The following is a 12,861-nucleotide window of genomic DNA, read 5'->3' on the forward strand; positions in this document are numbered from 1 at the left end:
TGCGCCACCGGGCAGGCACCGGTCACATCGGCTTCTTCGAGTCCACCGACGACCCGGCCGTCGCCGGCGCGCTGTTCACCGCCGCCGGCCGGTGGCTGGCCGAGCGCGGGGCCGACCGCATGCTCGGCCCCCTGAGCTTCACCACCAACGACGAATGCGGCCTGCTCGTCGACGGGTTCGACGGCCCGCCCACCGTCCAGATGCCGCACAACCCCCCGTACTACTCCGAGCTGTTCACCGAACACGGCTTCACCAAGGCCAAGGACCTCCACACCTTCACCGGCCCCGTGCCGCCGGACGGCGAGGTCCCCGCGGTCATCCGCCGCGCCGCCCGGCGCGCCCTGGCCGCACCCGGCGTGAACGTGCGGTCCCTCGACCGCCGCCGCTACGACGAGGACCTCGCCGCCGTCCAGCGCATCTACAACGAGGCCTGGGCCGAGAACTATGCCTCCGTGCCCCTCACCGACGCCGAGTTCAGGCACCTCAGCCGCCGCCTCAAGCCCCTCCTGCAGCCCGACCTGCTGCAGATCGCCGAAGTCGACGGCGAGCCCGCCGGTTTCACGCTCTGGCTCCCCGACGCCAACCAGGCGCTGTCCGCGGCCCGCGGCCGCCTCACCACCTGCGGCCTGCCCCTCGGACTCATCCGGGCCACCCTCGCGCGCCGCCGCATCACCCGCACCCGCGCCTCCACCTCCGGCATCACCAAGGAACACCGCGGACGAGGGCTGATGGCCGCCCTCTTCTGCCGGGCCCAGGAGGCCGCCGCACGCCTCGGATACACCGAGAACGAGTACTCGTGGATCCTGGAGGACAACCAGGACGCCGCCCGCTACGCCCGGGCCATGGGCGCCGTCCACACCCGCACCCACCGCCTCTACCACCGCACCCTCGACACCGCCCCCGCCCCTTCTCCCGCTCCGGCCGCAGCCCGATGAGATACGCCGTCACCGGCGCCACCGGATTCATCGGCACCCGCCTCGTCGCCCACCTCACCGCGCTCGGCCACGACGTCACCGCGCTCGTGCGCGACCCCCGCCGCCCCGTCCCCGGCGCGCGCACCGAGACCGTCGACCTCGTCACCGGCACCGGGCTGCGCGAGGCCACCGCCGACGCCGACGTCGTCGTCCACCTCGCCGCCCTCACCCACGCCGCCGACCCCCGGGCCCTCACCACCGTCAACACCGGAGGCACACGGCGCCTGGTGGCCGCCCTGGCCGCCCAGCCCCACCCGCCCCGCCTCGTCTACTGCTCCTCCCTGGCCGCAAGCGGCCCCGGCCGGCTGCGCCACGAGAACGACCCGCCGGCCCCCGTCTCCGCCTACGGCCGCAGCAAACTCGGCGGCGAACAGGCCCTGAGGGAGGCCGACACCCGCCTGCCCGCCCTCACCGTGCGGCCCCCCATCGTCTACGGGCCGGGCGACCGCCACTTCCTGCCGAGCCTGACCGCGGCCGCAAGGACCGGGCTGCTTCCCGCCGTGGGCCGCCGCGGCCCCCGCCGCTACTCCCTGCTGCACGTCGACGACCTGTGCCGGGCCCTGCTCACCGCCGCCGAATCCGGCACGCCGGGCGCGGTCTACCACGCCGGGGACGGCACCGAACACCTCTGGAGCGACATCGGCGCGGCCGTCGCCGCGGCCGTCGGCCGGCGCCCGCCCCGGGTGGTGCACCTCCCCGTCCCCCTGGCCCTGGCCGCCGCCCGCACCCTGGGCCGCACCGGCATCCTCAACCCGGACAAGGTCGGCGAGGCCCGGCACCCCTCCTGGACCACCGCACCCGGCACCCTCCCCTCCTTCACCCCCCGCATCACCTGGCCCGACGGACTCCGCAGCACCCTGAGTCCCGCACCCCTCGACATCCGGAGCAGCACATGACCGTGCGCCGACGTCTCTCCCCGTACGAACGCGTGGTCTGGGCGGCGGGCGAGGCCCTGCCCGCCACCGTCATCGCGGCCGTCCACGTGGAAGGAGCGACGACACCCGCCCGGCTGCGGCACGCCCTGGCCGCCGTCCGCGACCGCCACCCCCTCCTCGGCGCCCGCGTGGAGCGCACCGGCCCCTGGCGGGCCTGGCTCACGACCCGCGACGTGCCCGAGACACCCCTGCGCGTGGTGGGCGCCGGCCCCGGACGGACCCTCACCCGTGTGATGGAGGAGGAGCTCCAGCGCCCGTTCGCCGCCGCCACCGGCCCCCTGGCACGGTTCGTCCTCGTCGACGGCGGGACGTCCTTCGACCTGCTCGCCGCCTTCCACCACGTCGTGGCGGACGGCCACTCCGCCGCCATCGTGATCCGCGACGTCCTCGAGCACCTGGCCGCACCCGCCGCGGAACAGCCGGTGGTCGCCGCGCCCTCCGCGGACGGCCTCCTCCCCGGGCCGCGCGTCCGCCCCTCCGACCTCGTCAAGCTCTCCCGGTCCCTGCGCATCCCCGGCCAGGCCACCGGACCGGCCCGGGCCTGCGGCCCCGCCACACCGCTGACCTGCCACACCTGGACGATGGACAAGGCGGAGACCACCGCGCTGCTCGAACGCTGCCGCGCCGAGCGGACCACCGTGCACGGAGCCCTCTGCACGGCCTTCGCCCGCGCCCGCCGGGCCTCCGGGCCCGCCCGCATCGCCGTCGCGGCGGACCTGCGCCGGATCCTGGTCCCCGCCCCCCAGGAGTCCGTCGGCCTCTACGCCGCCAGCTTCGTCCTCCCCGTCGACCCGGGGCCCGAGGACGGCTTCTGGAGCCGGGCCCGCGACGTCAAGGAACGTCTTCACCGCCGTCTGCACCCGGAGGAACTGCGCCCCCTCGTGGCCGGCTTCCGGCTGATGCCCCTGCCCCACCGGATGATCACCGCGCTGCTCCACCGCAGCGAGAAGAAGGGCGCGCGCTTCGACGTGGCGCTGAGCAACGTCCGCATGTCCATCCCGGACACGTACGGAGACCTGCGCCTGACCGCCTTCCACGGCGTCGCCCACACCACGCTCTCCGGCGCCCCCGTGGTCATCCTGATCGGCCTGGGCGGACGGCTGTTCCTCAGCGTCACCTCCACCGACCCCGATGCGGCGGGCCTGTGCGAGAGGGCCATGGCCCACCTCAGGGCGGCAGCGGCACCCACGGCCACCGGGACGCTCGCGCTGGCACGCCCCGAGGGCTAGCGGGTGCCCGCCCCCGAACCCCCGTGACGCCGGCGGTCAGTGCGCTCCCGCGTACACCCGCGACGCGAACTCCGCGATCTGCTTGTCGGAGAGGTTCTGCGCGAGGTTGGCCTCCGAGATCATGCCGACGAGGCGGTGGCCGTTCTGCACGTCGATGACCGGCAGCCGCTTGATCTGGTGCTGCTCCATGGACGCCAGGGCGTCCGTCGCGCTCGCGTCCGCGTCGATCCAGTGCAGCTCCCCGCCGAGAGACCCCGCCTCCACGCGCGCCGGATCCACACCGTCGGCCACGCACTGGACGACGATGTCCCGGTCGGTGACCAGACCCTGGAGCCTGTCGTCGTCACCGCATATGGGCAGCGCACCCACCTGCAGCTCGCGCATCATCTTCGCCGCGTCCTGCAGCGATTCGTGCTCGCCGACGCACTTCGCGCCCGCCGTCATGATGTCGCGGGCCTTGAGCGGCTTGTTGCGTGCCATGATCGCTCCTCCCGTCGTGGCCGGATTGCCTTTCTCCATCGCAACACGGATGACCACCCGACGCCATGCGCGCACGGTCACCGCCCGCGGTCGGCCATGTGCTGTTCGAACATGCTGATCTTTCCGTCCAGCAGGCCGGGCCTCCCGGGCCACAGGTCGGCCTTGAGGACCAGCTGGACCCGCGGCGCCCTCGCGGCGACGGCCTCGGTGGCCCGCCGGACGACGTCCATGACCTCGTCCCACTCGCCCTCGATCATGGTGTACATGGAATCCGAGCGGTACGGCAGCCCGGATTCCCGGATGATCCGCACGGCGTCGGCGATCTCGTCGGGAAAGCTCTCCCCGACGCCGACGGGGGTCAGGGTGAAGGCGATGAGCACGGTGGTCCGCCGTCCTTTCTCTGTCTCTCTTCGTCTCATTTCCCCGCGGGCTGCGGGGCGGTCGTGGTCGCGTGATAGGCGGACGCGACGAGCAGGAGACGGTCGATCTCGTGGGTCAGGCTGCGCGCCGAGGACTCGTCCGCATCCCGGTCCGTGGGACCCGTGAGGTTCGCCGTCTGGGCATGGGGCTTCAGGCCGTCGTGCTTGTTGCGCAGGGCGGCCGTGAGCCAGGACGCGGTGATGTGCGCCTCCACCAGGTGCTCCGGCAGGGCCTGCCGCCCCACGCTCTGCCGGATGGACTCCAGCGTGGCGGGCGGAATGTAGTTGCGCAGGACGATCATCGCGTCACGGATCTCGATGACCCGGCGGTAGAGCCGCAGCTGGAGGGGGACGGCCGCCGCACCGATGCGGTTGGCCGGGCGCAGCACGACGTCCGGCGTGTGCGTGGTCAGGTCCTGCCACAGCAGTTCCAGGCCGCGGTAGGACCTGCGGTACTGCAGGTGGGTCCGGATCCGGGCGAACACCGGAAGCGCCACGCCGAGCGCCATGAACACCGCCTCGACACCGGTCACGGGCGAGAACAGCGGCGCGAACACCGGTGAACGCGTGTACAGGTAGACGAGCTTGAGCGACCACAGCACCGACGCCAGCAGGATGCCGGTGCCGAACAGACGCAGCCCGTAGCGCAGGAGACGCGGCGTGCCGTGCCGGCCGTAGCTCCAGCACACGAATCCGCACAGGGTGTCGGCCGTGAGGTGGAAGGCGAAGAACACCCACCAGTAGGCGTCCGGCACGCTCGCCGTGCTCCGGGACGGCGCGATCTGATTGCGCGCGTGCGCCGGCCCCAGCACGTCCAGCAGCACGAGCGCGGCCATCACGGCGACCGCCGTGCCGAACAGCAGGTGCGTGCGGCGATGGCGGCCCGCCGCCCCGTGGATGAACCACAGGACCGCCGCCGCGTCGACGATGCTGAACAGATGGGTGGTCAGGTCCACCCAGTGCGCCCCGGGGACGATGCGCGCGAGCACGGCCGTCACGGGTTCGAGGTGCATGGACATCGCCACGGCGATCATGACGACGGCGAACCACAGGGGCCGCTGCTCCCGGTGCCGGACGGCCTGCGGAGCCCTGACGGCGGCCGCCGACCACAGGGCCGCGATGCCCGCGTTCTCTATCCAGATGAGCACGAGGCCCCCGCAGGACGGCCCACCCGCAGGCCCATCGCCGATTCCAGGCCGCCGAGCATCCCCGACAGCAGCGTCGGCGCCGGCACCCGCCCGGCCGCCTCCAGGATCAGGGTGGCGATCATCTCCGCCTCCTGCTCCTGCTCGTCGCCGTAGCGGATCCGCGGCAGGACCCGGCGCACCGACTGGGGATCGGTGATGTCGAGGTGGCGGTGGAGCCGGGTGTCGTCGAGCGCGGAGCGGTGGTTGCACACCAGGTGCCCGATCTCGTGGACGATGATGTGCTCCTGGTGCAACGGGCTGGTCTGCCCGTCGTAGAGGATGAAGTCCTGGGTCTCGACGGACAGCAGCATTCCCGACGGCGTCCCGGGGACGGTCGGTGTGGGCAGAGCCAGTAAACGCAGCGGCCGGTCGCGCTCGGCCGCAAGGCGTTCGCACAGGTCCTGTGCGGAGAAAGGGTCCGGCACAGGAATCCGGCCGATCACCTTCTGGCATCGGCGGCGCAGATGCCTCCAGTGCATCTCAGTCGCTTCTCCCGCGGTCGTAGGGACGGGCGGGCACATGACCCGGTAGCCGCGCCGGGTCATCGCGGCCCCCCGGAGCCGGTGGTGGGCGGGCAGCCCCGCACGGCATGCTTCAAGGCGGTCAATGGCAGTACCACGAGCCCCCCTCGCACATATGCCCAAGCCGCCTGCGATCGTAGATCGCCGCGCCGCGTCACGCCAGGGTTGCGGAACGTTGCCGGGGAATCCCGGGGGCTCCGGAGGGACAAAGGGAAAGCCGCCTGCGAAAAGGGAGGACCGGCGGCTACTTGAGCGTGCTGCGACGGCCGTAGCGGCTCTTGCGGAGCCGCTGGACGATGCGGTGGAGGCGCGGGTAGCGCTCGCGCTGTTCGCGGGAGTGGCGGTCGAGTTCCTGCGTCAGCCGCTCGGTGCGCTTCTCCACGTCGAGCTCGTCGAGGATGCGGTCGATCTCCGCGAGCAGCGCTCCGTGCAGCTGCCACTGCCGGGGGTGCAGCTGCACCTGGCGGAGGAGGAGCTCCGCGGCGTCGTCACGGGTCCTGCGGGCGGCGTCGAGTTCGCGCGTGAGGTTGTCCTCGGCGTGTTCCGCGCTGGTGGTGACGTGCGTCGTGATGACGATGGCGAAGTGCTCGACCGCCAGGGCCATGTTCGTGAAGACCTCCCGGAGCGCGGCGGCGGTCTCTTCGGGAAAGAGCGATTCCTCCCTGCGGTGGGTCGCGAGGTCGGTGAGGGTCCGGCAGGTCACGCGCAGCACCACCGCGGTGATTTCCAGCGCGTCCAGCCCGGTGCGCAGCACGACCCGGTAGAGGAGCCCCTCCTTGACGCGCGGATTGAGCCGGAGGCTGTCCTCGGCCTGCCGCAGCGAGGCGTCCACCTGGACGATGTCGTGGTCGAGGCGCCGGGCGGCGTGCAGCCGGGCCGCGGCCTCCTCCACGGGGGTGTGACCGCTGATCTCCTCGCCGATGTCCTGCAGGAGGAGGCGCATGCGGCGGGCGAGGTCCTCGATGGCCTCCCCGGCGGGCTGCACCCACACCGGGGGCACGAGCAGGACGTTGAAGAGCAGGCCGACCACCGCGCCGATCAGGGTCTCCAGCACGCGGTCCCACGCCGTCTCCGCGACCCGCGTCACCCCCAGGACGAGCATCGCGCTGATCGCGACCTCGGGGACGAACTCGCCCGCCTTCACGAACCGCCCGATGACGAGGGAGGCCAGGATGATCAGCCCGAGGCTCCACCACGTCAGCCCGACCAGCGCACTGAAGCCGATCGCGATGATGACGCCGGCCACCACGGAATTGACCCGGCGGACGCCCGTGGTGAGGGTGGCGTACAGGGTGACCTGGACGACCAGCAGCGCGGTGAGCGGTGCGGTCAGCGGGGCGGGCTCGTTGCTCAGCCACAGCGCCACGACATAGGCGATCACCGCGGCTGCGGTGGACCGGACGGTCTGCACGACCGCGGGTTCCCTGCCGCGCCTCACCAGCATCGTCAGGGGGTCACGAAGCCCGGGCACATCGGGGTTCCTTCCCCCTCCCGCCCGCCTGCGAGCCATCCGATGCGCCACTCGGGTGGCGGGAGGGGCCGGCCGGGCCCGCGCGGCGGGATGGCAGGATTCCCGGCATGACTGAACATCAGGGTTTTCTTGCCGGTAAGTGCGTTCTGGTGACGGGGGCGAGCAGCGGCATCGGTGCCGCCGCAGCGAAGGTGTTTGCGCGCGAGGGCGCCGCGGTCGTGCTGACGGCGCGCCGGGAAGAGCGCCTGGCGGCGCTGTGCGAGGAGATCCGCGGGGGCGGCGGTGACGCCGCGTTCGTCGTGGGCGACATCCGGGACGAGGACGACGCGCGGCGGGCGGTGGAGTTCGCGGTGGAGCGGCACGGGCGCCTCGACGCCGCGTTCAACAACGCGGGAATCGGGTGGGACCAGGAGCCGATGCACCTGATGAAGGACGACGCCTACGACACGATCATGGATACGAACGTCCGGGGCGTCTGGAACGTGATGCGGCACGAGCTCGCGGCCATGGTGGAGGCCGGGTCCGGCGGATCCGTCGTCAACAACAGCAGCGTCGCCGGGATGGTGGCGATACCCGCCGCCGCTCCGTACATCGCGTCGAAGCACGCGGTGATCGGCCTGACGAAGGCCGCGGCCGCGGAGTACGCGCCGCACGGCATCCGGGTGAACACGGTCGCGCCGGGGACGACGCGGAGCGAGATCATCGCCGGCTGGTTCGAGCGGAACCCGCACATCGAGCCGGAGCTCCACCGCTTGACGCCGCAGGCGCGCACGGCCGAGCCGGCCGAGATCGCGGAGGCCGCGGCCTGGCTGTGCAGCGACCGGGCGTCGTTCGTCACGGGAGCGGTGCTGCCCGTGGACGGCGGATTCACGCTGGTGTGACGCCGCACGGTGGTGTGACACGGGCGGAGCCCGGCGGCCCGGTCCGGCCGCCGGGCTCCGCCCGTGATCGCGCTGTGGCGCGCCGCGCCTTGCTTTGCTTCGGCCCCGCACGGTCAGGCTACGGGCGCGGGAGCGGTGTGCGTGGTGGTGAAGACGGGCCGGCCGTTCTGGAACCCGACCGTCGTGTGGGTGACGGTGCGCGACGTCGTACGGGTCTCGGTCGTCAGGGTGACGGGGGCGTCGAACTCCGCGTACCGGTGGAACGTGGTCTGCGTGGTGACCGGCTGGGGACGGTAGCCGGGGCCCGGGGCGTCCGGGACGCAGGCGCACGGGGCCGTGTCCGCGTCGGTGCCTGCGGTGACGGGCGCGGTGAGGGTGTACGCGGCCTGGTTGGCGGCCTCGATGAGCACCAGTCCCGGGACGTGGTCGACGGCGTGGTCGTAATGGACGGTGTTGTCGAAGGTGTGGCGCAGCTGCCAGGTGCGGGGCTGCGCCGTGGGGCTGAGCACGACCTCGTCGGGCGCGGTGCGGCCGACCTGCACGGGCGGGAGGGGCGGTGTGACGGGCGGCAGGGTCGTGGGCGGCCGGTGGTACGCGCCCCGGAGGCGGCGGTAGACCATGGGGGGAATCCACTCGAAGTCGGTCTCGCCCGTGGCGAGAACGGTCTCGGAGGCCTCGTCGCCGGCGTCGTCGGACCCGGCGGCGGTGATGGTCATCTGCAGATGGAGGGCGGTGGTGCGCTTGTTGCGCGTCATGGTGGGGGTGGACGTGATGCTGATGCGCAGCGGCGTCGCCCTGTGGGTGTCGACGGCAGCGTCGGGGTTGAGGCTGTAGGAGAAGGTACGCAGGAGAGTGGCGTGGTCCAGCGGGGCCGCGTAGGCGGTGTGGGCGAGGAAGAGGGCCGCCTGGCGAACGGTCTGGGCGACGGCGAGGGTCTCGTAGTGGGTGCCCCGGCCGGGTATGCGGTGGGCCGTGTGGGCGGGCCAGACGGCGGAGACGGTGTAATGGGTGGCGTCCTGCTGCTCGCAGCCGGTCAGGTACACGGCGTCGTCGAAGCTCAGGTGGACCAGCTCCTTGGCGACGCCGCCGCTGCCGACGGCTCCGGGGCCGCCGGCTGTGTCGTCGGCGCCGTTGCCGGTCCGCGTGTTTTCGGCGCTAGGGTCTGCGGCTGAGGCGCGGAGCCGGCCGGACGCGTCGATCTGATCGGCCTGCAGCCGGAGGCTCCGGCGCGGGACGGACCGGCCGGCGTGCTGCGGGGTGCCCTGGTCGGCACGGGGAGCGGGGCTGAGCAGGATCTGAGACACGTCTCTCCTCGAAGTGGATTCGTGCGTCCCGGTGGTTAGCCGGCTCGGTGATAAGATACGTACTATCCGGTTTGCTTTTTGGGTGGAGGGCAGGGTATGGAGCCGGCCACCCCGGCGGGCCGGAGAGGAAGACCCCGGATTCGCCGCACCGGGGGCGGACCGCAGGTTCCGCCGGTGCGCCGGTGTCGTCGTGCTTGCTCAGGCCGTTGTCCGCGGGCCCTGCCCGGCTCGTCCGGCTGTGCCCGGCGATCCTGCCGGGCGAGCGGTCTTGTAGCGGTTGGCTGTCGGTGATTGGGAGGTAATCAATGGCGAAGCAGGCACGGGCGATTCACACGCGCCGTCTCATTCTCGAGGCGGCGGGCGAGGTCTTCGACGAGTACGGGTACGAGTCGGCGACGATCGCGGAGATCCTCGGGCGCGCGGGCGTGACCAAGGGCGCGCTGTACTTCCACTTCGCCTCCAAGGAGGAGCTGGCGCGCGGCGTCCTCAGCGAGGCGCTGACGACCGAGGGCGTCATGCCCCAGGAGTCGCGCCTGCAGGAGTGGGTGGACGTCGGCATGGTGCTGGCGCACCGGCTGCCCAGGGAGCCCCTGCTGAGCGCCGCGATCCGGCTGTCGGCCGACCGCAAGGCACGAGATTTGTTCGGCACGTCCTGGCCGGCGTGGATCTCCTTCATCGCGGGGCAGCTGACCGCGGCGAAGGAGCAGGGGGAGCTGCTGCCCCACGTCGACACGGAGCGGATCGCCGTGCTGTTCGTGAGCGCCTGGACGGGCGTCGAGATCCTCTCGACGGCCCTGGACGGGGGCGACTCCCTGGAGGAGCGGATCGCGCTGCTCTACGACACGATCCTGCCGGGCGTCGCGGTGCCGGGTGCGCTGCGGGCGCTGGACACGGCCCCCGACCGCGGGACGCGGGTCTGGGACGCGCACTGCGCCCAGCGTGAAGAGGAAGCGGCGTCCGCCGCGTCGTGACGACCGGGGCTCTTCCCCGGCGGTGACGCCGGGCGGGCAGGAGATGTGCGGGCGGCGGGCTGTGCAGGACCGCTGCCGCATGGAGGGCAGGCCCTCCGAGCTGCCACGGATGACGACGTCCACACTTCCCCCTGTGTTTGTGGCCGATGCCGGCGCGGGCGCTTGGTGCCAATGGATGCGAGCCCCCCTCGTCACTCCCGGCACGGCATCGAAAAGCTGTCCCGGACCGCTGCTCATGACAGCGGGGCCTCGGGTGATCCGACGTCAGGGACGCTAACAAACCGGCCATCCTGTTTGTCAAGGCTCGACGGGAATCCCATACTCATCCCGTGACCTGGGTGAATGTCCCCCGGGGAAGGCGATCGGGTGCAAGCGAAGGAGAAACCGCACGGTTGGTTTCTCCATGCTTTCAAGGGAACGACAAAGGCCCGCAACATGCATTGCGGGCCTGACGGTTGTTCGCGGGGTCGTGGCTGCTGTTCTCCGGCGCGGGAGGCGCCGCGGGAGCTCAGCCGCGGAGCGCGTCGGCCCCGGCGGGCCGGTCGGCGGTGGTGCCGGTCGCGTTGATGACGGATTCCGTGCCGGCGGGCTGCAGCTGGGTCAGCGCCTTGGGCGTCGCCAGCTGGGGCAGCAAGGTGTGCCAGAGGCCGGTGAGGGTGTGGCGTGAGAGCCAGCTGCGGTCGTGGCGCGCCAGGGCCTCGAATCCGGCGGTCGCCCCCACGACCGTGGCGGTCAGCTCCTCCCTCACGGCCTGCGGCGGCGTCTGACCGTGGGTCGCGGACCGTTCCAGCGTGCGACGTACGCACTCGAGCCACTCCTGGCGCAGGTTCGTCTCGGAGTGGTGCGCGGTACGGCAGTTGAGGTGGAAACCCGCCCGCACCACGACGTCCCAGCGCAGCTGCTGGGCGATGACGTGCGACGAGTCGACGAGCGCCTGCAGGGGGGAGGGGCTCTTCCGGTGGGCGTGCCGGGCCAGGGCGTGCAGGGTCCGGGCCGCTTCGGACTCCACGGCCGCGGCCATGGCCGCCTTGGTGTCGAAGTGGAAGTGCAGGGCGCCCGAACTCACCCCGGCGCCGGCGCTGATGCCCGCGAGCTTGGCGCGGGTGTAGCCGAACTGGTCGAAGGCCTGGGCCGCGGAGCGGATCAATGCGTGCCGGGTGTTCATGGCCCGTTCTTGCTTCGTCACCGGCAACTCCTGGGGGACAACGTCATGGGGCACGTCATGGGCCACATGAAACCAACTAACTGGTTTTATTTCTACTGCCGCTGCCCGATATACGCGTTAAGTGAGATATCTGGCGTCAGGGAGCCCCCACGGGCCGTGCCTCTCATGTTGCACACCGTACCGATCGGCGAGCCGGCGCAAGGGGATGCCCTCCCTGTGGATACCCTTAAATCCGCTTACTATGAGGCAAGTTGCCTTAATTTTTCAGCCCGCGCCATACGTTCGTGACTGAAATGCGGCTTTTACTAGAGGAGGCATCGCCTCGCCCCATTAGCTCTTTGACAAACCGACAGCCCGGTTTGTAATGTCGCGACGAACGGTTGTTCGCGGCGCCGTCGCCGCGCGAACGTGCAGGAGCAGCGATGAATCAGCAGGTCAGCACCCTTCTCGATGCGCACCCCGGGGATGCGTCCCGGCGGGTGCCCGGGCCGAGGGCCGGGCATCCTGCGGACCGGGCCCCGGCCATGACGCGGCCGGGCGAGACGCTGCGGATCCTCGTCGTCGACAGCGACATCCAGGCCGCCGAGAGGCTGGCCGGGAGACTGCAGCGCCACGGCTGCGAGACCTTCTCCGTCGCCACCGGGGAGGCCGCCCTCGCCGCGTACCGGTCGGCGGACCTGGTCCTGCTGGATCCGGAACTGCCCGATCTGGACGGCCTGGAGGTCTGCCGGACCGTGCGGGCCGCCAGCGAGGTCCCCATCATCGCGGTGACGGCCCTGTCCGGTGAGCTCGACCGGGTCCTCGGTCTGCAGGCCGGCGCCGACGACTACGTCGTGGAGCCCTACGGCTTCCGTGAACTGATGGCCCGCATCGAGGCCGTCATGCGCCGCGCCCGCCCCGCGGCGCGCCCCTCGGAGGGGGTCATCACCAGCGGAGCGCTGACCATCGACCCCGGCCTGCGCGAAGTGCACATGGGGGGACGCCGGATCGACGTCACCCGCAAGGAATTCGACCTGCTCCACCTGCTGGCTTCCCGTCCCGAGAAGGTCGTCTCCCGCGAGCAGCTCATGACCCAGGTGTGGGACGACTACTGGTCCCGCCCCGGCCGGACGATCGACACCCACGTCAGCAGCCTGCGGGGCAAGCTCGGGTCCGCCGGCTGGATCATCACCATCCGCGGCGTCGGCTTCCGCTTCGGGCACGCCTGAGCCCGCCCCCTCCCTCTCCGCGGCCACACGAGTGCCTCGTCGATCACCGCTCGACCGCTCTCTGATTGGGTCTGCCGACATCCGATGACTTCCGATCGTCTTTGAAAGAGGACATT

13 protein-coding genes are annotated in these 12,861 nt (G+C 71.8%); 6 read left to right on the forward strand and 7 right to left on the reverse strand.

Going from position 1 to position 12,861, the window contains the following annotated elements; genetic code table 11:
• The 3 genes from NQU55_RS35795 to NQU55_RS35805 form a co-directional block, all read left to right on the forward strand.
• A partial coding sequence (locus tag NQU55_RS35795; RefSeq protein WP_256791847.1) for a GNAT family N-acetyltransferase occupies positions 1 to 935 on the forward strand: 935 nt, incomplete at its 5' end.
• Positions 932 to 1,870 carry an NAD-dependent epimerase/dehydratase family protein gene (locus NQU55_RS35800; RefSeq protein WP_168095289.1) on the forward strand — a complete coding sequence of 313 codons (939 nt, stop codon included), beginning with the start codon at positions 932 to 934 and terminating at the stop codon, positions 1,868 to 1,870. The genes NQU55_RS35795 and NQU55_RS35800, both read left to right, overlap by 4 nt.
• Positions 1,867 to 3,138: a condensation domain-containing protein gene (locus NQU55_RS35805; RefSeq protein ID WP_168095290.1), complete on the forward strand. Its 1,272-nt coding sequence runs from the start codon at positions 1,867 to 1,869 to the stop codon at positions 3,136 to 3,138. The genes NQU55_RS35800 and NQU55_RS35805 overlap by 4 nt, the downstream gene beginning before the upstream one ends.
• 36 nt (positions 3,139 to 3,174) lie before the next feature.
• Here the strand turns inward: NQU55_RS35805 and NQU55_RS35810 are convergent, their stop codons facing one another.
• The 5 genes from NQU55_RS35810 to NQU55_RS35830 all read right to left on the reverse strand — a co-directional run bounded on the left by NQU55_RS35810 (position 3,175) and on the right by NQU55_RS35830 (position 7,216).
• Entirely contained in the window at positions 3,175 to 3,618 is a 444-nt protein-coding gene (locus NQU55_RS35810; RefSeq protein ID WP_168095291.1) for a CBS domain-containing protein, read from the reverse strand.
• Positions 3,619 to 3,695: 77 nt separating this feature from the next.
• Complete coding sequence (locus tag NQU55_RS35815) at positions 3,696 to 3,998, reverse strand: thiamine-binding protein (protein WP_168095292.1); 303 nt, start codon at positions 3,996 to 3,998, stop codon at positions 3,696 to 3,698.
• Positions 3,999 to 4,033: 35 nt separating this feature from the next.
• Positions 4,034 to 5,185, reverse strand: coding sequence for an MAB_1171c family putative transporter (locus NQU55_RS35820; RefSeq protein WP_256791848.1), 1,152 nt, complete (start codon positions 5,183 to 5,185; stop codon positions 4,034 to 4,036).
• A complete protein-coding gene (locus NQU55_RS35825; RefSeq protein WP_256791849.1) occupies positions 5,170 to 5,649 on the reverse strand; it encodes a M48 family metalloprotease in 480 nt (159 codons plus the stop codon). The genes NQU55_RS35820 and NQU55_RS35825 overlap by 16 nt, the downstream gene beginning before the upstream one ends.
• Before the next feature lie 340 nt (positions 5,650 to 5,989).
• Entirely contained in the window at positions 5,990 to 7,216 is a 1,227-nt protein-coding gene (locus tag NQU55_RS35830; protein WP_256791850.1) for an FUSC family protein, read from the reverse strand.
• 107 nt (positions 7,217 to 7,323) lie between these two features.
• Between NQU55_RS35830 and NQU55_RS35835 the strand changes: the two genes are divergently transcribed.
• On the forward strand, positions 7,324 to 8,097 hold the full coding sequence (locus NQU55_RS35835) for an SDR family NAD(P)-dependent oxidoreductase (protein WP_168095548.1): 774 nt from the start codon (positions 7,324 to 7,326) through the stop codon (positions 8,095 to 8,097).
• Positions 8,098 to 8,210: 113 nt separating this feature from the next.
• Here NQU55_RS35835 and NQU55_RS35840 read toward each other — a convergent pair whose 3' ends face one another.
• The gene (locus tag NQU55_RS35840) at positions 8,211 to 9,401 is read right to left on the reverse strand and encodes a ScbA/BarX family gamma-butyrolactone biosynthesis protein (RefSeq protein WP_168095549.1); all 1,191 of its coding nucleotides are present in this window, start codon (positions 9,399 to 9,401) and stop codon (positions 8,211 to 8,213) included.
• A gap of 305 nt (positions 9,402 to 9,706) precedes the next feature.
• On the opposite strand from NQU55_RS35840, the gene NQU55_RS35845 reads away from it, so the two are divergent.
• Entirely contained in the window at positions 9,707 to 10,372 is a 666-nt protein-coding gene (locus NQU55_RS35845; protein ID WP_168095550.1) for a ScbR family autoregulator-binding transcription factor, read from the forward strand.
• Positions 10,373 to 10,880: 508 nt separating this feature from the next.
• On the opposite strand, the gene NQU55_RS35850 is transcribed toward NQU55_RS35845, so the two are convergent.
• On the reverse strand, positions 10,881 to 11,558 hold the full coding sequence (locus NQU55_RS35850; protein WP_168095551.1) for a ScbR family autoregulator-binding transcription factor: 678 nt from the start codon (positions 11,556 to 11,558) through the stop codon (positions 10,881 to 10,883).
• 401 nt (positions 11,559 to 11,959) lie between these two features.
• Between NQU55_RS35850 and NQU55_RS35855 the strand changes: the two genes are divergently transcribed.
• Positions 11,960 to 12,745 carry a response regulator transcription factor gene (locus NQU55_RS35855; protein ID WP_256791851.1) on the forward strand — a complete coding sequence of 262 codons (786 nt, stop codon included), beginning with the start codon at positions 11,960 to 11,962 and terminating at the stop codon, positions 12,743 to 12,745.
• The last annotated feature ends 116 nt before the right edge of the window (positions 12,746 to 12,861 follow it).

This window comes from Streptomyces telluris (assembly GCF_024519335.1).
Lineage (GTDB): Bacteria > Actinomycetota > Actinomycetes > Streptomycetales > Streptomycetaceae > Streptomyces > Streptomyces telluris.

What these genes read in the sequence shown, in the direction of transcription:
- NQU55_RS35805 (WP_168095290.1), top strand. Translation starts at nt 1,867, where the DNA reads ATGACCGTGCGCCGACGTCTCTCCCCGTACGAACGCGTGGTCTGGGCG.
- NQU55_RS35810 (WP_168095291.1), bottom strand. Translation starts at nt 3,618, where the DNA reads ATGGCACGCAACAAGCCGCTCAAGGCCCGCGACATCATGACGGCGGGC.
- NQU55_RS35835 (WP_168095548.1), top strand. Translation starts at nt 7,324, where the DNA reads ATGACTGAACATCAGGGTTTTCTTGCCGGTAAGTGCGTTCTGGTGACG.
- NQU55_RS35800 (WP_168095289.1), top strand. Translation starts at nt 932, where the DNA reads ATGAGATACGCCGTCACCGGCGCCACCGGATTCATCGGCACCCGCCTC.
- NQU55_RS35855 (WP_256791851.1), top strand. Translation starts at nt 11,960, where the DNA reads ATGAATCAGCAGGTCAGCACCCTTCTCGATGCGCACCCCGGGGATGCG.
- NQU55_RS35845 (WP_168095550.1), top strand. Translation starts at nt 9,707, where the DNA reads ATGGCGAAGCAGGCACGGGCGATTCACACGCGCCGTCTCATTCTCGAG.